Below are 17,752 nucleotides of genomic sequence, written 5' to 3' on the forward strand. Positions count from 1 at the left end.
CATCGAACGCGCGCCCAAAGATCGCCGACTATCCCTTTACCACGCTGCACCCCAATCTCGGCGTTGTCGGTGTCGACAATGTGGAATTTGTCGTGGCCGACATCCCCGGCCTGATCGAAGGTGCGCATGAAGGGCGCGGTATTGGGGATCGGTTCCTGGGTCATGTCGAACGCTGCGCCGTTCTGTTGCATTTGGTTGATGGCACTTCGGAATCGGTGGCCGATGACTATCGCACGATTATTCATGAGCTCGAGGCTTATGGCGGTCATCTCGCTGAAAAGCCACGCATTACCGTGCTGAACAAGATCGATGCGCTGGACGAAGAAGAACTTGATCTGGCGAAAAGCGCGCTGGAAGAAGCCGTTGGCGGCCCTGTTATGACCATGTCAGGTGTCGCCCGCCAAGGCGTGACCGAGGTGCTGCGCGCGCTGCGCACGCAGATCGACGCCGACCGCTTGCGCCACAAACCCGCCGAGGAGGCGCAGCCTTGGCAACCCTGACGTCGGCCAAACGGATTGTCGTCAAGATCGGGTCGGCCTTGCTGGTCGACCGTTACACCGGGTTGCTGCGCGGCGATTGGCTGGTTTCCCTGGCCAGCGACGTGGCATGGCTCAAGGGGCAGGGCACGGACGTCATCCTTGTCTCGTCGGGGTCCATCGCACTTGGGCGCGGTGTTCTGAAACTTCCTGCAACAACCTTGCCTTTGGAACAGTCTCAAGCCGCTGCAGCCGTCGGGCAAATCCGTCTCGCCCGCGCTTATGAAGAGGCGCTGGATCCGCATGGCATCACCACGGCTCAGGTGTTGGTTACACTCGAAGACAGCGAAGATCGCCGTCGCTATCTGAATTCCCGCGCAACACTGGAAACACTTCTCAGCCTCGGGGCCGTTCCCATCGTGAACGAAAACGACACCGTGGCGACTGACGAAATCCGCTATGGCGATAACGACCGGCTGGCGGCGCAGATCGCCGTAACCGTCGGGGCCGATCAGTTGATCCTGTTGTCGGATGTGGACGGGTTCTATTCCGCCAATCCGAACCACGATCCATCTGCCCTGCGTTTCGACGTGATCGAAAAAATCACGCCCGAGATCGAGGCGATGGCAGGAGACGCAGGATCAGGTCTGTCCAAGGGCGGCATGAAGACCAAGTTGATGGCCGCAAAAATGGCCATTGCGGCGGGGTGCGATATGGCGATTACAGAAGGATCGCCCCTCAACCCTCTGACAACGTTGGAAAATGGAGCGAACTGCACTTGGTTCAAAGCGACACTTGATCCGCATGCGGCGCGAAAACGCTGGATTGCGGCGATGAAGCCGCGAGGCGAAATCATCGTGGATAGTGGCGCCGCCAGGGCACTGGCAAACGGCAAGAGCCTGTTGCCTGCCGGGATCGTCGAGGTTTGCGGCGATTTCGGTCGCGGTGATCCAGTTGCCATTCTGGATGCCGATGCCCGTTGGTTGGGTCAGGGACTCAGCCGCTATACGGCGCAAGAAGCGGACGCGATCAAGCGGCGTAAAACCTCGGAAATCGAAGGTATTCTTGGATATCCGGGTCGGGCGGCGCTTGTTCACCGGGACGATATGGCTCTCTGAAGCGCAGTTTTGTAAGATGTAGAAGAAAGGCCTTGGCTATGAAAGATCTGGACAACATACCCGCTGTGATGGCCGAGATCGGTGTCCGCGCCAAAGATGCCTCGAAAGAGCTTGCCTTTGCGACTGCCGAACGCAAACATGCCGCGCTGATTGCAGCGGCAGATGCTGTTTGGGCCAATCGCGACAAGATCATCAAGGCCAATCTGAAAGACCTGGAATTTGGGCGCGACAAGGGCCTGAACCCTGCGATGATGGACCGGCTGATGCTGGATGAGGCGCGCATTCAGGGGATGGTGGACGGGCTGCGCACGGTGGCCGATCAGGCCGATCCTGTTGGGGAAGTTCTGGCGGAATGGGAAATGCCGACCGGCCTGAACATCCAGCGCGTGCGCACGCCCTTGGGGGTGATCGGCGTGATTTATGAAAGCCGCCCGAACGTTACCGCGGATGCCGGCGCGCTGTGCCTGAAATCCGGCAACGCGGTGATATTGCGCGGAGGGTCCGAAAGCTTCCACTCGTCGGGGGCGATTCACGCCTGTCTGGTTGAAGGACTGAAGGCCGCGAACCTGCCCGAAGATGCCATCCAGCTGGTGCCGACCCGCGACCGGGCGGCGGTTCAGGAATTGCTGACCATGACCGACCATATCGATGTCATCGTGCCGCGCGGTGGCAAGGGGCTGGTTGGGCTTGTGCAGCGCGAAGCGCGCGTGCCCGTTTTTGCCCATCTCGAAGGGATCGTTCACATCTATATCGACAAGGCCGCTGATCCGGTAAAGACCATCGATGTGGTTCTGAACGCCAAGACCCGCCGAACCGGTATCTGTGGCGCGGCGGAATGCCTGCTCGTGCATCAGGATGTCGTGGACTCGATTGGCAAGGATGTCGTCGCAGCACTTCTTGCCGCAGGTGTCGAGGTTCATGCCGAGGGCGCTTTGGCTACCGACGGTACCGTTGCCGCGACCGAGGCCGACTGGGGCAAGGAATTCCTCGACAGCATCATCGCTGCACGCACCGTGGCGGATGTTGACGCGGCCATTGACCATATCCGTCAGTACGGCTCGAACCACACTGATTGCATCATGACCGAAGATGCCGCCACGGCGGCAAGGTTCTTCGAGCGCCTGGACAGTGCCATTCTGATGCACAACGCGTCGACTCAGTTCGCCGATGGCGGCGAATTCGGGATGGGGGCCGAGATTGGCATCGCGACCGGCAAGATGCATGCGCGTGGCCCGGTCGGCGCAGCGCAACTGACAAGTTTCAAATATCTGGTGCGCGGAAACGGAACCACCCGCGCCTGACGCTCCGTCAAAGAAAGACCAGTCAGAATCGGATTGAGGCGCGGGTCGATGTCGTTTCGGCCCGCGCGCGTCGACCAAGATCTTTTGCCGTTTGCGCCAGTAACGCGAACTGAACCAGAGCCGGGGTGACCTGCACCTTGAAGTCCCGTGTATTCAGCCCGTGCCACAAGTCCTGATTCACGTTCATCTTGTCGGCTGTGCCAACCACGTTCCATTGACCTTCCGAACAAGTCACCTCGACAGTGCCCCCAAATGGCATCGCAGATTCACAGCACTGGATTGCCAGAAAAGCCAGTTTGACCTCGCTGCGCGGTTTGGCGTCACCTGGCGCCCAGTGGATTTTTACGCGCCCGGTTCTCGTCAGATCGGCTAGCACCCCGGTTATTTCAGTACGTCCCAGCGGCTGATTTCCTCCGGCCCCGAAGGCGATGCGAAAGAACCGTATACGGGCACTGGCATTGTCCACGCTGCCCGAGATAAGCTCCATCTCGGGGCCCGGCACCCCGCCGGACATGTTCAGCAACTCCAATCCGTTTGTGATCGCGCCGATCGGACTGATCAGGTCATGACAGATTCGCGACCCGATCAAAGCGGCCAGGTTGACGTTGCCTTCGCTCATGCGTACCTCCTGCAGACCCGTCAGATATCCCGGAAACAAGCCGTTATGACAGACCTTAATGCAATTCTTGCACCGGGCATGTTCGTCCGCCACCCCGATTTCCCCGACTGGGGTGTTGGACAGGTTCAGTCCAACATAGGTGGCAAGATCACTGTCAACTTCCGCGAGCAGGGGAAAGTGGTGATCGACGGAACGAACATCGCCCTTTTGCCCATCTTTGATCCGGAAAACTGATTGACGATTGGTTAACGTCCACACGGAAAAGCATCGACAGGTTGCCATTTCTTTTGAATGTACTGTATCAGCGCGACGGCAAAACGATTGCCAAACCATTGGATAGGATATGTCGGACCGCGGCCCAAGTTTTACCGTCAAGATCGCCGAGACCGAGGCAGAGCTGCACGCGGCGCAGCGCCTGCGTTATGACGTCTTCGTGCGCGAACTGGGCGGTGGGGGCAAGATGGTGGATCACGACACAGGACTGGAACGCGACAGGTTTGACCCTTTCTTCGATCACATGCTGGCCATTGATGATGAAACCGGCAATGTGATTGGTGTCTATCGGCTGCTGCCCGATGACAAGGCTCAGGCCGCGGGCCAGTTCTACTCCGAGGACGAATATGACCTGACCGTTCTCAAACGAAGCGGCAGGAAACTGCTGGAATTGGGGCGGTCATGCGTGCATCCCGACTATCGGGGCGGCATGGCGATGTATCATCTGTGGAACGGGTTGGCGGCCTATGTGGCGGACCATCAAATCGACATTCTGTTCGGCGTCGCCAGCTTTCACGGCACCGACGTGACGACACTGGCCCAGCCGCTATCGATGCTGCATCACAACCACCTGGCTCCGGCCGATATTCGCGTCAGGGCGCAGCCCAGGCACTACGTTGATATGAACCTCATCCCAAAAGCCGAACTGAATCGCCGCGAGGCGATGCTGGGCGTTCCGACCCTGATCAAGGCCTACCTGCGGCTGGGCGGATTTGTTGGGGACGGCGCCTATATCGATCATGCCTTCAATACCACGGATGTCTGCCTGATCCTCGATACCGCCCGAATGAACGAGCGCCAGCGTCGTATCTACAGCGGAGCGCGCATGTGACCGACCCTCTGTGGAACAGCGATGATGAACCTGATCCGATCCGCATCAGTTTGGGAGGATGGTTACGTGTTCTGGCACGTGGCATACCCTTGGCGTTTTTGGTGTTTGGCGGGCTTCTGGTTCTTCTACTGGTTCGCCTGATCGAACATCCGATTCATGGCCATAATCGCCCGATCACGCCTCACATCGCTCAATTCGTGTGCCGGAATGCGCTGCGTATCCTGGGAATCGGGTTCTGCACATCCGGCGAACTGATGCGCCAACACGGTGCTGTGGTTGCAAATCATACTTCCTGGCTGGACATATTCGCCCTGAATGCGCGCAAGCGGGTCTATTTCGTGTCCAAAGCCGAGGTTGCGAGATGGCCTGCCATTGGCTGGCTGGCGCGTGCAACCGGAACGGTGTTCATCGAACGGAACCCTAAAAAGGCCAGGGAACAGACCGAGATTTTTGAATCCCGGCTTAAGGCGGGTCATAAACTCCTGTTTTTTCCCGAAGGCACTTCGACCGATGGTTTGAGGGTTTTGCCATTCAAAACAACTCTGTTCGCTGCGTTCTTCTCCGATCACCTGCGGGATGACGTTCACATCCAGCCCGTTTCGGTCATTTTCCACGCCCCCGATGGTGAATCCGACCGGTTTTACGGCTGGTGGGGCGATATGGAGTTTGGCCCGCATCTTCTCAAAACCCTCGCGGCCCGGCGGCAAGGCTGGGTCGAACTGATCTACCACTCCCCGGCAAAGGTCAGTGATTTTGGCGACCGCAAGGCGCTCGCGGCCCATTGTGAAAATGCCGTGCGCAATGCCCACGCCCTCGCGCGGTCATCAAAATAAGGGCGATTGGCCCTTGCACCCCATTCAATCCTGCCGTATACGCGCGCCATTCAAACCCGCAGGCGGGGTTTGGCCCTTTTGGGGGAGACATCCCCAACAGGACCGCCGGTTGGAGCACCCGCTCTGAAACCCCCGCCGAGGAAGAAACCGGAAAGGAAAACAAAGCATGGCTCTTCCCGAGTTCACCATGCGTCAGCTGCTGGAAGCTGGCGTTCACTTCGGCCACCAGACACAACGCTGGAACCCGCGCATGTCGCCGTTCATCTACGGCGCGCGTAATGGCATCCACATCATGGACCTGACCCAGACCGTTCCTATGTTGGATCAGGCGCTGAACGTGATCCGTGAAACTGTCGCAAAAGGCGGCCGTATCCTGTTCGTCGGCACCAAGCGTCAGGCCGCAGGCCCGATCGCCGAAGCGGCCGAAAAATCGGCACAGTATTTCATGAACCACCGCTGGCTGGGTGGGACGCTGACCAACTGGAAAACCGTTTCCCAGTCGATCAGCCGACTCAAGCAGATCGACGAAACCATGGAATCCGGCGCCGAAGGCCTGACCAAGAAAGAGCGTCTGGGCATGGAGCGTGACCAGCAGAAGCTTCAGGCTTCGCTGGGTGGCATTCGCGAAATGGGCGGCGTTCCGGACCTTCTTTTTGTCATCGACGTCAAGAAAGAAGCACTGGCAATTGCCGAAGCCAACAAACTGGGTATCCCGGTTGTGGCCGTGGTCGATACCAACTGTTCGCCCGATGGTGTCGACTACATCATTCCCGGCAACGACGACGCGGCCCGTGCCATCTCTTTGTACTGCGATCTGGCTGCGCGCGCCGCGCTTGACGGCATGTCCGCGCAACTGGGCGCCGCAGGCGTTGACCTGGGTGAGCTGGAAGAAGCGCCGGTCGAAGAAGCCGTCGCAGAAGACGCCGAAGCCACCGCAGAAGCGTAAGCTGCCCGTCATATGAATGACATACGGGGCAGGGTAGACCTGCCCCTAATCCGTTTGAATTGAGGAGAGCCCAGAGATGGCAATCACAGCTGCACTCGTAAAAGAACTGCGCGACGCAACCGGCGCAGGCATGATGGACGCAAAAAAAGCCCTGACCGAAACCGCAGGTGACATGGAAGCCGCCGTTGACTGGCTGCGCACCAAAGGTCTGGCAAAAGCAGCGAAAAAATCTGGCCGCACCGCCGCCGAGGGCCTGGTGGCCGTTGTTGTCGAGGGCGGCAAGGGCGTGGCTGTTGAGGTTAACGCAGAAACCGACTTCGTCGCCAAAAACGCCGAGTTCCAGGACATGGTGGCTGGCATTGCCGCTGCTGCAGTCAACGTCGCCGACGTTGAAGCGCTGAAAGCGGCCGATCTGGGCGGAAAATCCGTCGCTGACACCCTGACCGACAAGATCGCGAAAATCGGTGAAAACATGTCGATCCGCCGCATGGCCAAGATCGAAGGCGACACCGTGGTGTCCTATGTTCACAACGCGGCAACCGCAGGCATGGGCAAGATCGGTGTGCTGGTTGCGCTGTCGGGTGGCGACGAAAACATCGGCAAGCAGGTCGCAATGCACATCGCCGCCGTAAACCCCGCCGCCCTGTCCGAAGCAGACATGGACCCGGCGATTGTCGAAAAGGAAAAGCAGGTCCAGATGGACATCGCCCGCGAATCCGGCAAGCCGGAGCAGGTGATTGAAAAGATGATCGAAGGTCGGATGAAAAAATTCGTGGCCGAGTCGACCCTGCTGAACCAGCAGTTCGTCGTAAACCCGGACCTGACCGTTGAAGCCGCTGCAAAAGAATCCGGCGCCACCATCACCGGCTTCATTCGACTGGAAGTTGGCGAAGGCATCGTGGTCGAAAAAGAAGACTTCGCAGCCGAAGTCGCCAAGGCCGCACAGGGTTAAGTTCAACCCATCCAGGATCGCCAAAAGGGCCGGTTGCAGAATTCGCAGCCGGCCTTTTTCGTTTCCGAACGAAAAAAAGGACCGCCAATCGCAGTCCCGACAAGCTCAAACCGGAAATAAATGAGGGGCCCTGCACGATGGGGATGGAAGGGCCCCTCAAAATTCCGACATTGGCGCGCCGAACAATAAAACGACCACTGCCAGACCGGACGGAGAGCGACGATATTGCGAAGATCCGTCCAAATGTTCCTTGGCCAAAGCCACCACTCACGGAACGCGATAATAATGCACCGCCACCCGAAAGTTTGGTAGTCATGATTTCCTTACCTTAGGTAACCATGCGTCAACTGGCGCAAAAAGCGCAGGTTCAAGCTTCCATGACGAACATCTGATTGTGCAAAGCAGCCTTCAGAACAGCCTGTGCGGTCGTCTCGACGGCCAGGGCCTGACGCGCCAGCCTGAGATGTTTTTCAACCGTTGCCGATGTCAGCCCCATCAGCAACGCGATGTCCTGCGTCGTCTTTCCGTCGCCCACCCATTGCAGCGCCTCGCGTTGCCGCTTGGTCAGCGAACGGTTGGGCGGATTATAGGGCAGGGTCAGGATCTTGAGATGCACTATGTTGTTCATCAGCAGGATGTCATTTCCATGCTCATCCCAGATTGCCTCGACATCGTCTTGTGACAGCCCCTTTCGCGCGGCCAGGGAAATCGCGCCTTTGGTACGCATGGAGACCGAGTTGAAACTGACCGTGTAACCAGCGGTCACACCCATCGAGGCGTTGAACTCATACACCTGCCGCTCCTTATCGGTCATCGTATTGTTCGCCAACGCCTCAGAAATATGCCTCCAACTGCCGGCGCCTTCATTTCTCAACGCCCATTTCAGCATGGGTGCGTGGAAATACAGCCCCGAGTGCAGGAACCCGTCTATGTACTCCTTGCAATGGTTGGTCAGGATGATGAAATCCTCGGGATCGCCCAACGAGGTAGGTGTGCGATATTGCGTGTATCCGTAAAGAAGCCGAACAAAGCCGAATTTTTCCATCTGACGGCAATGTGCATCCCACAGTTCTTCAAGCGACTTTGCGTAGCTGACGAAATTGAGGTACTCGACTGGCGTCATTGTCGGTTATCTCGCTGAAAATGATTTGACAGTGCGTCGAGCGCCAGCAGATATCCTTGCGCTCCAAAGCCGCAAATCTGCCCGACCGCGACAGGGGCGATATAGGATGTGTGCCTGAAGGGCTCGCGGGCATGGATATTTGACAGGTGAACCTCGACGACAGGAACTTCGGCCGAGGAAATCGCATCCATCAAGGCCACAGAGGTATGCGTATAAGCTCCCGCATTCAACACGATCCCGTCCCGAACACCGCGCGCGTCGTGAATGGCATCGATCAGCGCACCTTCGTGGTTTGACTGCATGCATGTGATGTCAAGGCCGATCACGGATCCATGCGCGACACAGGCCTCTTCGATCATTTTCAACGTGGTGTGGCCGTATACCTCTGGTTGTCGAGTACCCAACAGGTTCAGGTTCGGACCATTCAGGACCAGAATTTTTTTCATGTATGTATTTCCCCATTGGCGTACTTTTTACGGGGTTCGCAGACGACTGTCCACAGCGATGCCTTGGTACCGCAGCCCCAACGGCAATTGGTTGCCCGATCAGCGTGGTAGAAGTCTGGCACAATTTCATGGCGAAAAGATGCTGAAACCCGTTCGGCGCAACTTCAGCAGCGCATCATATGGCGAAATTTGGAACAGGCGCCTCTAACTGATCAGTTTCAGTGTGTTTTCTGAGGCCGAGCAACTCAGATAACCGCTTGCCATCAATCCAAAACCACTCAAAAACTCTCAATGCTGCAGCATATTCCAGTTCGCATTGGTTCAATGCTGATTCGTATTGTTGGTATCGTGACAAGGAAAGTCACGCGATCACGTCATCCAAATCGAAGGGTTTCCTTTCCCAAGACGGCCTCTTTGAACGAAGCGGACGCGGGCCGAACTGTTAACCAGTGAATACAGACACGGCATGCCTTCCAATCACCCAAGGGTTGAGGGTCGCAGCTTTAAACTTGGCCTCGATCTTTACGCACGACAACGTCCACCGTGTGATAACCGCAGGGCCGCAGATCGCCTGTGCGTCACTACGAGCTTATCCTCAGGTGAATCCTCTTTGTCTAATTGTCATTTGATGACACCAGCCGCAGCTGAAAGGTGCGAGATTTGAACGCTCCTTGATCCGCGGTCAGTCCCGCAACCGATTCCGTGCAACTCACCGGCCTCGCGGCAAGCTGCGAGACGGGTTTGACCCGACATGATTCAATGTCAAATCTCACCGGGGTTTTGGCTCTGAATGTGTCGGCCACCAATACTCCCAATACACGGCTGACATCGCCCAAATCGCTTTTCAAAGGCATCAGGATCATCCTGGCCTCGACTTTCGCCATCCCCAGCCGTGTCGGCGCCGCCAATTTAAACTCTGCAATGGCTGGTGCGTCGAAGACCTGCACCAGGGCATTGGCCAGTTCATCCCGAGCGCAAGGTGTGAAATACGCTGAAACCGGCATCCCGCGCACTTCCATACCGGCCAACTCTGTCAAGTGGCTGCCAGCCAGACGAAACCGTGCGACACCAGGCGCGACACGTTCCAGGATGAAAGTGAACTGCAGGATGTTGTTCAACCCGCGCGGATCAATATCCGACCGCTTCGGAACGCCTGTGCCATCCAACAGCGCGGTCCAATAGGCTTCGGCCTGCCGGATGGGAGATAAACTGCGACCGCTGACAAACCGATCCATGGGCACCACCTTCCCCGATACCGATCCGGGGACGTTTTTACTCAACTCTTTCACCACTTAACCCCCTGCCAAATGACAGATCACCCAACTACTCAGCGCTCAGTGATACGCAGTTTACTCAAGTCTTATCCTGACACGGGTTGAGTCAATTTTGGAGCAAATCTTTAACGTTTGGTTAACGCCGGTTAACGTGACCTTTTCAGGCCAACACTTGCCCTCTGCCGCCCTATGGCATTAGGTGCATCCACCACCGGCATCAGGAAAGGGCAGGTATGATAAGATCCATGACCGGTTTCGCCTCGGGCAAGGGCGAATTTGGCGCATATAGCTGGAGCTGGGAATTGCGCAGCGTGAACGGCAAGGGGCTGGACCTGCGTTTGCGTGTTCCCGATTGGCTGACCGGTCTCGAAGCGGCCCTTCGCGCCGACCTGGCCAAGGCGGCCGCGCGCGGCAATATCACCCTGTCCCTGCGAGTCGCCCGCAGCGAAGAAAGTGGCGACCTGACGCTGAACCGCGATTTGCTACAATCAGCACTCGACGCTCTGGCGACGGTCGAGCACGAGGCAAAAACCAAGGGAATATCCCTCGCTCCATCCCGCGCATCAGATCTCCTGGCCTTGCGCGGTATGATGGAAGCAGGCGCTGACGAGGATGACGCCGGGCCTCTGGTTGAACAGCTGAAACGGGATTTCGGGCAACTGGTCCGGTCCTTTCTGGATATGCGCGGGACCGAAGGGGATGCGTTGGTGCGCGTGCTGCAATCGCAACTCGATCTGGTCGAGGCTCTGACCAGACAGGCTGCCGAACTGGCGCTTTCCCGGCGGGACCAGATGGCAGACACTCTAAAGGCCAATCTCGCGCGCGTGCTGAACAATACCGACGGCGCAGACCCCGACCGGGTTGCGCAGGAACTCGCCCTGATTGCGGTCAAGGCCGATGTGACCGAGGAAATCGATCGTCTTACCGCCCATGTTGCTGCCGCGCGCGATCTGTTGGGGCAGGGCGGGCCGATTGGGCGCAAAATGGATTTCCTGATGCAGGAGTTCAACCGCGAGGCCAATACGTTGTGTTCAAAGTCGCAGAACGCGGATTTGACCACCCTGGGGCTTGAGCTCAAGGCCGTGATCGATCAGATGCGCGAACAAGTGCAGAACGTGGAATAAATACGGGAATACGACATCATGGCAAATCGCCGGGGCCTTCTGATCATTCTGTCCTCACCCTCGGGCGCGGGCAAGTCCACGCTGGCCAAACGGCTGCGGGCGTGGGACGCATCCATCCGGTTCTCGGTCTCGGCCACCACCCGCGAACCACGCCCCACAGAGATCGACGGACAGGACTATCACTTCATCACCGAAGAGGCGTTCAAATCCGCCGTGAACAAGGGCGAAATGCTGGAACATGCCCACGTCTTCGGCAACTTCTACGGCTCACCCAAGGGCCCGGTACAAACCGCCATCGAAAACGGGCAGGACGTTCTGTTCGACATCGACTGGCAGGGGGCGCAACAGATCCGGAACTCCGATCTGGGTCAGCACACGCTGTCGATCTTCCTTCTGCCACCCTCGATCCACGAGTTGCGCCGCAGACTGGAATCGCGTGGTCAGGACGATGCCGAAACCATCGCGCGCCGGATGCAGAAAAGCTGGGACGAGATCAGTCACTGGGGCAGTTACGACCACGTGCTGATCAACGATGATCTGGACGCGACCGAAGAGGCGCTCAAGACCATCATCACCGCGACCCGCCTGCGCCGCATCCAACAGCCGCACCTGACGGACCACGTGCGCGCCCTGCAATCCGAATTCGAGGAAACGTCATGACGATCTATGCTCTCGGCGAACACAAGCCACGGATCCACCCAGACACCTGGGTCGCGCCGGATGCCAACCTGATCGGCCAGGTCGTGCTTGAACAAGGCGCATCGGTCTGGTTCGGCTGCACCATCCGCGCCGATCACGAAGAGATCCGTGTGGGCGCTGGCAGCAACGTGCAGGAAGACTGCATCATGCATATCGACGCGGGCTATCCCTTGACCATCGGCCGCGACTGCACCATCGGCCACAAGGTGATGCTGCATGGCTGCACGATCGGGGACAACACCCTGATCGGCATGGGCGCCATCGTCCTGAACGGCGCAAAAATAGGCAGGAACTGCCTGATCGGGGCTGGGGCACTGATCACTGAAAACAAGGAAATCCCAGACAACTCATTGGTCATGGGCACTCCCGGAAAGGTCGTGCGCCAACTCGATGACACGGCCGCCGCCCGGCTTGCCTTGAGCGCGCGGATGTATCAGAAAAACATGCGCAAGTTTCGCGAAACCCTTGTCCCCGTCTCATGACACTCCGCCAGCGAGACGCCGCAATCCGGGTTTAACAGTCGCCGGGCAACCCAATAGTCGCGAATCCACCCATGCCACCTGATCTCCTGTCAGAATTCATCACTGCAATTCCCATGCCTGCGGTTCTGGTGGACAGGTCCGAACGGATCATTGTCGCAAACTCCGATGCTCGGAAACTCTTGGGGCAACAGATCTCAGGTCGACATTTTGCAACCATCCTGCGCCAGCCGCAGGTCATCGAAGCTCTGGAGAAAACGCTTAAGACCACAGAGCCCACAATCACTCGGCACCTGGCCAACGACGGCGCACAGGACACCACTTTCGAGGTCGAATGCCGATTCATATCTGACCTCGGCGAGACCGAGGCAGGGGCGGCGCTTGTCTGTTTCAAGGACATCACCCATCTTGAACAGGCCGGGCAAATGCGACGGGATTTCGTCGCCAATGTCAGCCACGAATTACGCACCCCATTGACAGCGCTCATGGGCTTCATCGAAACCCTGCGCGGCCCTGCCAAAGACGATCCGGCAGCTCGCGAGCGCTTTCTGCAAATCATGGCGGATGAGGCCGACAGGATGAACCGGCTGGTCGGAGATCTGCTGTCTCTGAACCGCGTCGAAAGCGAAGAACGGGTGCGCCCAAAGCAGGAACTCGACCTTTCGACGGTGTTGCTGACCACGATGAACTCCCTTCGTCCCTTGGCTGACACCGCGAATGTTTCCCTGAAACTGGAATCGCCCGACGACCCGGTAATGATCAAGGGTGATCCCGATCAGCTCCGACAGGTCTTCACCAACCTGATCGAAAACGCGATCAAATATGGCGGCAGCGGTGGACAAGTGACCGCGATCCTGATGACACCCGAACGCGATCCGGCCCTTCGCGGCCCCGCAGCGCGGGTTCAGATCATCGACAAGGGGCCGGGGATAGATGCGATTCATCTGCCCCGGCTGACCGAACGGTTCTATCGCGCTGACAGCCACCGCTCGCGTCAACTTGGCGGCACCGGGCTGGGGCTTGCCATCGTCAAGCACATCGTCAATCGCCATCGCGGGCGGTTGCGGGTCGAAAGCGAGGTTGGCAAAGGATCAACCTTCACGGTGTCCCTGCCGCGGTAATTCCAGCAGATTTGGCATTGATGTGTCAATCATGAAACATGCGCATAACAGCAATGCGGAATATTTTTGCCAAACCCGGCCAGTTGTCATGCAACTGTTACAAACCCGTCACAAAAGGCTTACGCGCCGTCCCTAGGAGTGCGCCCAGGATCATCATGGGGTGATCGCAAACGTATCTCTACCAAGGAGACTGAAATGTCCTTTGTGAAACTGTCGGCTTCGGCCCTCGCAATTGCCGCTGTATCCGCAACTGCTGCCGCCGCTCGTGATCAGGTTCAGGTTGCCGGCTCGTCGACCGTACTGCCTTATGCCTCGATCGTTGCCGAAGCTTTTGGCGAAAACTTCGATTTCCCGACGCCGGTTGTTGAATCCGGTGGGTCGTCCGCTGGCCTCAAGCGGTTCTGCGAGGGTGTGGGCGAAAACACTATCGACATCGCCAATGCCTCACGCAAGATCAAGGACAAGGAAATCAAGGTCTGTGCCGAAAACGGCGTAACCGACATTATCGAGGTCCGCATCGGCTATGACGGCATCGTTTTTGCCAGCGATATCAACGGCAACTCTTATGAGTTCACCCCAAGCGACTGGTTTTTGGCCCTGTCCGACAAGATTCTGGTCGACGGCGCTCTGGTCGACAACCCCAACACCACTTGGGCCGATGTGAACCCGGATTTCCCGGTTGTTGATATTCAGGCCTTCATCCCCGGAACCAAGCACGGCACCCGCGAGGTGTTCGAAGACAAGGTGATCCTTGCTGGCTGCGAGGAAACCGGCGCATTCGAAGCTTTCATGGCGGCCAATGGCGATGACAAAAAAGCGGCTGAAAAAGCCTGTATCGCTCTGCGCACCGATGGCAAATCTGTCGATATCGACGGCGATTACACCGAAACGCTGGCCCGCATCGAATCAAACCAAAGCGGCATCGGCGTCTTTGGTCTGGCTTTCTATGAGAACAACACCGACAAGCTGCAGGTTGCCACCATGTCGGGCATCGTTCCCTCGACCGAATCGATCGCAACCGGCGAATACCCGGTGTCCCGCCCACTGTTCTTCTACGTGAAGAAAGCGCATATCGGTGTGATCCCCGGCCTCAAGGAATATGTCGAGTTCTTCGTCGCTGACGAGGTCGCAGGCCCCGATGGCCCATTGGCCGAATACGGTCTGGTCGCCGACCCTGAACTGGGCGACACCCAGAACGCTGTCGCAGACGAAGCCACGATGGACGGCAATTCGTAATCTGCCCGCGATCATCCGAAACTGACCGGGGCAGGAGCGCTGCCCCGGTCTTGCTGCTTCTGAATACGGATATTGGTTCTGATGCCGACACTCTGGCTGGTGATATCGCTGTTTGTTCTGGCCGCCATCGGGTATGTCGCCGGGCGCCGTCGCGCACTGAATTCGGCTGGCGGCAACACGCGCGCCCTCCATTCCTTGCCCGTCTACTACGGACTTAACGTGGCGCTGACATCTCTTGTGCCCGCGCTCGGCGTTCTCGTCATCTGGCTGCTGGCACAGCCCATGATCGTCGAGAGCCGGGTCTCGGGCATGATCCCCGACGAGGCGATTCCGCAGGAATCGACCCGTGACCTGCTTATGTCCGATGTCCGGCGTGTGGCCGATGGATTGGACATCGCCGTGCAACAGGGTGTCCTGACCCGACTTGAGGCCCGCGCACTGGATGCAGAGGAAACAGATATCCGTGCGCAATTGGGTGATCTCGGCGTCGCGCTGGGATCGGATGTTCGCCCCGAGGTTCTGCGCGCCGCACAAAGCTATCGTCGGATGAACACCCTTGGCGGAAGTGCAATGGCAATCCTCGTCGCAGCGCTTGCCCTTGGCGGTCTGGCAGTCTCCTACGCGAGAACTCACAAAGACTTCCGGGCGCGCAATACCGTAGAACGTGGCATTCTGGCGTTACTGATCCTGGCCGCCTCGCTGGCCATTCTGACCACAGTTGGCATCGTTCTGTCGATGCTCTTCGAGACCACGAATTTCTTCCGCCTGCATGATTGGAAGGACTTTTTCCTGGGCAGCACCTGGGCGCCGAATTTCCGCGGCGATTCCGAATTGTCCATTCTGCCGCTGCTGTGGGGCACGTTGTACATTTCGGCCATCGCGCTTCTGGTGGCAGTACCAATTGGACTATTCGCCGCAATCTACCTGTCCGAATACGCCGGCAAGGCCACCCGCAGCTTTGCCAAGCCAATGATCGAAATTCTCGCCGGCATCCCGACAATCGTCTACGGCCTCTTTGCATTGCTGACCGTTGGCCCGATGCTGGCAAACGTTTTTTCCAAGGGCGGATTGCTGGGGGTCGAATGGATGGCCGGTGCAACGTCGGTACTGACCGCAGGATTGGTGATGGGTATCATGCTGATCCCGTTCGTCTCGTCCCTGTCCGATGATATCATCAACGCCGTTCCACAATCGATACGCGACGGCTCGCTGGGCCTGGGCGCGACTAGATCCGAAACCATTCGCCAGGTCGTCCTTCCCGCCGCGCTCCCCGGCATTGTGGGCGCGGTTCTGCTGGCCGCCTCGCGCGCTATCGGTGAAACTATGATCGTCGTCATGGGTGCTGGGGCTATTGCCAAGTTTTCGCTTAATCCTTTGGAATCAATGACTACTATCACCACCCGGATTGTCAGCCAGCTGACCGGGGATACCGACTTTGCCAGCCCAGAGACGCTGGTCGCGTTCGCGCTCGGCCTGACGCTGTTCGTCCTTACACTCGGCCTGAACGTTCTGGCGCTTTACATCGTGCGCAAATACCGGGAGCAGTACGAATGACCGATATCAGCCGAAACGGCGTCTCGTCCCGCAGGCAAAACGCTTCACTGCTAAAGAAAGATGCCCGCACCATCCGCAGAAATCGCGCCGAGACCCGGTTCAAGGCGTATGGTGCCGTCGCAATTGCCATTGGCCTGCTGATGCTTGTGCTACTGGTCTATAACATTGTGAGCAAGGGCATGGGTGCATATACGCAAACCTTTGTAACCCTGCCGGTCGAGTTGCTGGAAAGCAAACTCGACAAGAAAGGCGACCGGAATCTTGAAGACATCAAGAAAGTGACCACCTTTGGCTATGCGCCCCTCATCAACAACGCCTTTGAGACCGAAGTGAAAAAGCTTGGGCTCAATACTGAACTGAAAACGAAAGATCAGACAGGCATTCTGTCGAAAAGCGCAGTCGCGCAATTGCGTGAGTATGTTCTGGCACATCCCGACAAGATCGGAAAAACAATCGAGTTTCGTTTTCTCGCCAATTCGCGAGTAGACGGCTATTTGAAAGGCCGAGTCACGCGGGCTTCCATCGAAAATGACAAGTCCATTTCTGCCGAGCAGCTGGATTTCGTGGACCAACTACGCAACGCGGGCGTCCTGAAAAAAACCTTCAATCCCGATTTCATCTTTGGTGCCGACGCCTCTGACCAGAGGCCGGAAGCGGCAGGTATGGGGGTTTCGATGATCGGATCGCTGTTCATGATGCTGGTGGTATTGGTGCTGGCATTGCCAATAGGAGTGGCAGCTTCGATCTATCTTGAGGAATTTGCGCCGAAAAACTGGCTGACCGATGTCATCGAAGTGAACATTTCAAACCTGGCCGCTGTACCGTCGATCGTTTTTGGTATCCTGGGCCTTGCAGTCTTCATCAACTATATGCACTTGCCGATGTCCGCACCTCTGGTGGGAGGGCTGGTCTTGACGCTGATGACCCTGCCAACGATCATCATTTCGACTCGTGCATCGCTAAAATCGGTACCGCCCAGCATTCGTGATGCGGCGCTTGGGGTAGGGGCATCGAAGATGCAATCCGTGTTTCATCACGTGCTGCCTCTGGCCGCTCCAGGCATTCTGACGGGAACAATAATCGGTTTGGCGCAGGCCCTTGGTGAAACAGCGCCGCTGCTTTTGATTGGCATGGTGGGATTCATCGCCTCGAATGCGCCGGACAGCATCGCAAGCGGGCTATTGTCACCGAACTCCGCTATGCCGGCACAGATTTACGAATGGGCAAAACGGGCCGATACGGCCTTTTACGAACGCGCTTGGGGAGGCATCATCATCTTGCTTGTCTTCCTCGTCACCATGAACACCGTGGCCGTGATCCTTCGCCGCCGCTTTGAACGCCGCTGG

19 protein-coding genes are annotated in these 17,752 nt (G+C 57.7%); 15 read left to right on the plus strand and 4 right to left on the minus strand.

From position 1 onward, the window contains the following. The 3 genes from AC2FNB_RS17200 to AC2FNB_RS17210 form a co-directional block, all read left to right on the plus strand. The coding region (locus AC2FNB_RS17200) for a GTPase (protein ID WP_496748171.1) at positions 1 to 500 on the plus strand (500 nt) is incomplete at its 5' end. Next, positions 488 to 1,594: a glutamate 5-kinase gene (gene proB, locus AC2FNB_RS17205; RefSeq protein WP_480751379.1), complete on the plus strand. Its 1,107-nt coding sequence runs from the start codon at positions 488 to 490 to the stop codon at positions 1,592 to 1,594. The genes AC2FNB_RS17200 and proB, both read left to right, overlap by 13 nt. 38 nt (positions 1,595 to 1,632) lie before the next feature. Next, positions 1,633 to 2,895: a glutamate-5-semialdehyde dehydrogenase gene (locus AC2FNB_RS17210; protein ID WP_496748193.1), complete on the plus strand. Its 1,263-nt coding sequence runs from the start codon at positions 1,633 to 1,635 to the stop codon at positions 2,893 to 2,895. A 22-nt stretch (positions 2,896 to 2,917) separates the two neighbouring features. Here the strand turns inward: AC2FNB_RS17210 and AC2FNB_RS17215 are convergent, their stop codons facing one another. Then, positions 2,918 to 3,514: a histidine phosphotransferase family protein gene (locus AC2FNB_RS17215; protein WP_480751380.1), complete on the minus strand. Its 597-nt coding sequence runs from the start codon at positions 3,512 to 3,514 to the stop codon at positions 2,918 to 2,920. Positions 3,515 to 3,559: 45 nt separating this feature from the next. Between AC2FNB_RS17215 and AC2FNB_RS17220 the strand changes: the two genes are divergently transcribed. The 5 genes from AC2FNB_RS17220 (at position 3,560) to tsf (ending at position 7,350) form a co-directional block, all read left to right on the plus strand. Further along, positions 3,560 to 3,748 (plus strand): DUF3553 domain-containing protein, encoded by a 189-nt coding sequence (locus tag AC2FNB_RS17220; RefSeq protein ID WP_480751381.1) that lies wholly within the window; start codon positions 3,560 to 3,562, stop codon positions 3,746 to 3,748. Positions 3,749 to 3,857: 109 nt separating this feature from the next. Further along, a complete protein-coding gene (gene olsB / locus AC2FNB_RS17225) occupies positions 3,858 to 4,619 on the plus strand; it encodes an L-ornithine N(alpha)-acyltransferase (RefSeq protein ID WP_480751382.1) in 762 nt (253 codons plus the stop codon). Then, positions 4,616 to 5,452 carry a lyso-ornithine lipid O-acyltransferase gene (gene olsA, locus AC2FNB_RS17230; protein ID WP_496748174.1) on the plus strand — a complete coding sequence of 279 codons (837 nt, stop codon included), beginning with the start codon at positions 4,616 to 4,618 and terminating at the stop codon, positions 5,450 to 5,452. Before olsB ends, olsA begins: the two co-directional genes overlap by 4 nt. 166 nt (positions 5,453 to 5,618) lie before the next feature. Then, positions 5,619 to 6,398, plus strand: coding sequence for a 30S ribosomal protein S2 (rpsB, locus tag AC2FNB_RS17235; protein ID WP_480751385.1), 780 nt, complete (start codon positions 5,619 to 5,621; stop codon positions 6,396 to 6,398). Positions 6,399 to 6,474: 76 nt separating this feature from the next. After that, positions 6,475 to 7,350, plus strand: coding sequence for a translation elongation factor Ts (gene tsf, locus AC2FNB_RS17240; RefSeq protein ID WP_496748176.1), 876 nt, complete (start codon positions 6,475 to 6,477; stop codon positions 7,348 to 7,350). 367 nt (positions 7,351 to 7,717) lie between these two features. Here the strand turns inward: tsf and AC2FNB_RS17245 are convergent, their stop codons facing one another. The 3 genes from AC2FNB_RS17245 to AC2FNB_RS17255 form a co-directional block, all read right to left on the minus strand. After that, on the minus strand, positions 7,718 to 8,473 hold the full coding sequence (locus tag AC2FNB_RS17245) for an autoinducer binding domain-containing protein (protein WP_496748178.1): 756 nt from the start codon (positions 8,471 to 8,473) through the stop codon (positions 7,718 to 7,720). Next, positions 8,470 to 8,919, minus strand: coding sequence for a type II 3-dehydroquinate dehydratase (gene aroQ / locus AC2FNB_RS17250; protein WP_496748179.1), 450 nt, complete (start codon positions 8,917 to 8,919; stop codon positions 8,470 to 8,472). The genes AC2FNB_RS17245 and aroQ overlap by 4 nt, the downstream gene beginning before the upstream one ends. Before the next feature lie 614 nt (positions 8,920 to 9,533). Next, positions 9,534 to 10,154: a PAS domain-containing protein gene (locus AC2FNB_RS17255; protein ID WP_480751392.1), complete on the minus strand. Its 621-nt coding sequence runs from the start codon at positions 10,152 to 10,154 to the stop codon at positions 9,534 to 9,536. Between the two features lie 272 nt (positions 10,155 to 10,426). Between AC2FNB_RS17255 and AC2FNB_RS17260 the strand changes: the two genes are divergently transcribed. The 7 genes from AC2FNB_RS17260 to pstA form a co-directional block, all read left to right on the plus strand. Next, entirely contained in the window at positions 10,427 to 11,317 is an 891-nt protein-coding gene (locus tag AC2FNB_RS17260) for a YicC/YloC family endoribonuclease (protein WP_496748181.1), read from the plus strand. A gap of 18 nt (positions 11,318 to 11,335) precedes the next feature. After that, positions 11,336 to 11,977, plus strand: a complete 642-nt coding sequence (gene gmk, locus AC2FNB_RS17265) for a guanylate kinase (protein WP_480751395.1) — start codon at positions 11,336 to 11,338, stop codon at positions 11,975 to 11,977. Then, the gene (locus tag AC2FNB_RS17270) at positions 11,974 to 12,498 is read left to right on the plus strand and encodes a gamma carbonic anhydrase family protein (protein WP_496748183.1); all 525 of its coding nucleotides are present in this window, start codon (positions 11,974 to 11,976) and stop codon (positions 12,496 to 12,498) included. Before gmk ends, AC2FNB_RS17270 begins: the two co-directional genes overlap by 4 nt. 71 nt (positions 12,499 to 12,569) lie before the next feature. Continuing rightward, on the plus strand, positions 12,570 to 13,616 hold the full coding sequence (locus AC2FNB_RS17275; RefSeq protein ID WP_496748185.1) for a sensor histidine kinase: 1,047 nt from the start codon (positions 12,570 to 12,572) through the stop codon (positions 13,614 to 13,616). Positions 13,617 to 13,811: 195 nt separating this feature from the next. Next, positions 13,812 to 14,852 carry a substrate-binding domain-containing protein gene (locus tag AC2FNB_RS17280; protein WP_496748187.1) on the plus strand — a complete coding sequence of 347 codons (1,041 nt, stop codon included), beginning with the start codon at positions 13,812 to 13,814 and terminating at the stop codon, positions 14,850 to 14,852. 81 nt (positions 14,853 to 14,933) lie between these two features. Continuing rightward, a complete protein-coding gene (gene pstC, locus AC2FNB_RS17285; protein ID WP_496748189.1) occupies positions 14,934 to 16,406 on the plus strand; it encodes a phosphate ABC transporter permease subunit PstC in 1,473 nt (490 codons plus the stop codon). Beyond that, on the plus strand, positions 16,403 to 17,752 hold a 1,350-nt coding region (pstA, locus tag AC2FNB_RS17290; protein WP_496748191.1), incomplete at its 3' end, for a phosphate ABC transporter permease PstA. The genes pstC and pstA, both read left to right, overlap by 4 nt.

Source organism: Ruegeria sp. BHSB058 (assembly GCF_059613285.1).

What these genes read in the sequence shown, in the direction of transcription:
- AC2FNB_RS17210 (WP_496748193.1), top strand. Translation starts at nt 1,633, where the DNA reads ATGAAAGATCTGGACAACATACCCGCTGTGATGGCCGAGATCGGTGTC.
- AC2FNB_RS17215 (WP_480751380.1), bottom strand. Translation starts at nt 3,514, where the DNA reads ATGAGCGAAGGCAACGTCAACCTGGCCGCTTTGATCGGGTCGCGAATC.
- AC2FNB_RS17220 (WP_480751381.1), top strand. Translation starts at nt 3,560, where the DNA reads ATGACAGACCTTAATGCAATTCTTGCACCGGGCATGTTCGTCCGCCAC.
- olsB (WP_480751382.1), top strand. Translation starts at nt 3,858, where the DNA reads ATGTCGGACCGCGGCCCAAGTTTTACCGTCAAGATCGCCGAGACCGAG.
- rpsB (WP_480751385.1), top strand. Translation starts at nt 5,619, where the DNA reads ATGGCTCTTCCCGAGTTCACCATGCGTCAGCTGCTGGAAGCTGGCGTT.
- tsf (WP_496748176.1), top strand. Translation starts at nt 6,475, where the DNA reads ATGGCAATCACAGCTGCACTCGTAAAAGAACTGCGCGACGCAACCGGC.
- AC2FNB_RS17245 (WP_496748178.1), bottom strand. Translation starts at nt 8,473, where the DNA reads ATGACGCCAGTCGAGTACCTCAATTTCGTCAGCTACGCAAAGTCGCTT.
- aroQ (WP_496748179.1), bottom strand. Translation starts at nt 8,919, where the DNA reads ATGAAAAAAATTCTGGTCCTGAATGGTCCGAACCTGAACCTGTTGGGT.
- AC2FNB_RS17255 (WP_480751392.1), bottom strand. Translation starts at nt 10,154, where the DNA reads ATGGATCGGTTTGTCAGCGGTCGCAGTTTATCTCCCATCCGGCAGGCC.
- AC2FNB_RS17260 (WP_496748181.1), top strand. Translation starts at nt 10,427, where the DNA reads ATGATAAGATCCATGACCGGTTTCGCCTCGGGCAAGGGCGAATTTGGC.
- gmk (WP_480751395.1), top strand. Translation starts at nt 11,336, where the DNA reads ATGGCAAATCGCCGGGGCCTTCTGATCATTCTGTCCTCACCCTCGGGC.
- AC2FNB_RS17270 (WP_496748183.1), top strand. Translation starts at nt 11,974, where the DNA reads ATGACGATCTATGCTCTCGGCGAACACAAGCCACGGATCCACCCAGAC.
- AC2FNB_RS17275 (WP_496748185.1), top strand. Translation starts at nt 12,570, where the DNA reads ATGCCACCTGATCTCCTGTCAGAATTCATCACTGCAATTCCCATGCCT.
- AC2FNB_RS17280 (WP_496748187.1), top strand. Translation starts at nt 13,812, where the DNA reads ATGTCCTTTGTGAAACTGTCGGCTTCGGCCCTCGCAATTGCCGCTGTA.
- pstC (WP_496748189.1), top strand. Translation starts at nt 14,934, where the DNA reads ATGCCGACACTCTGGCTGGTGATATCGCTGTTTGTTCTGGCCGCCATC.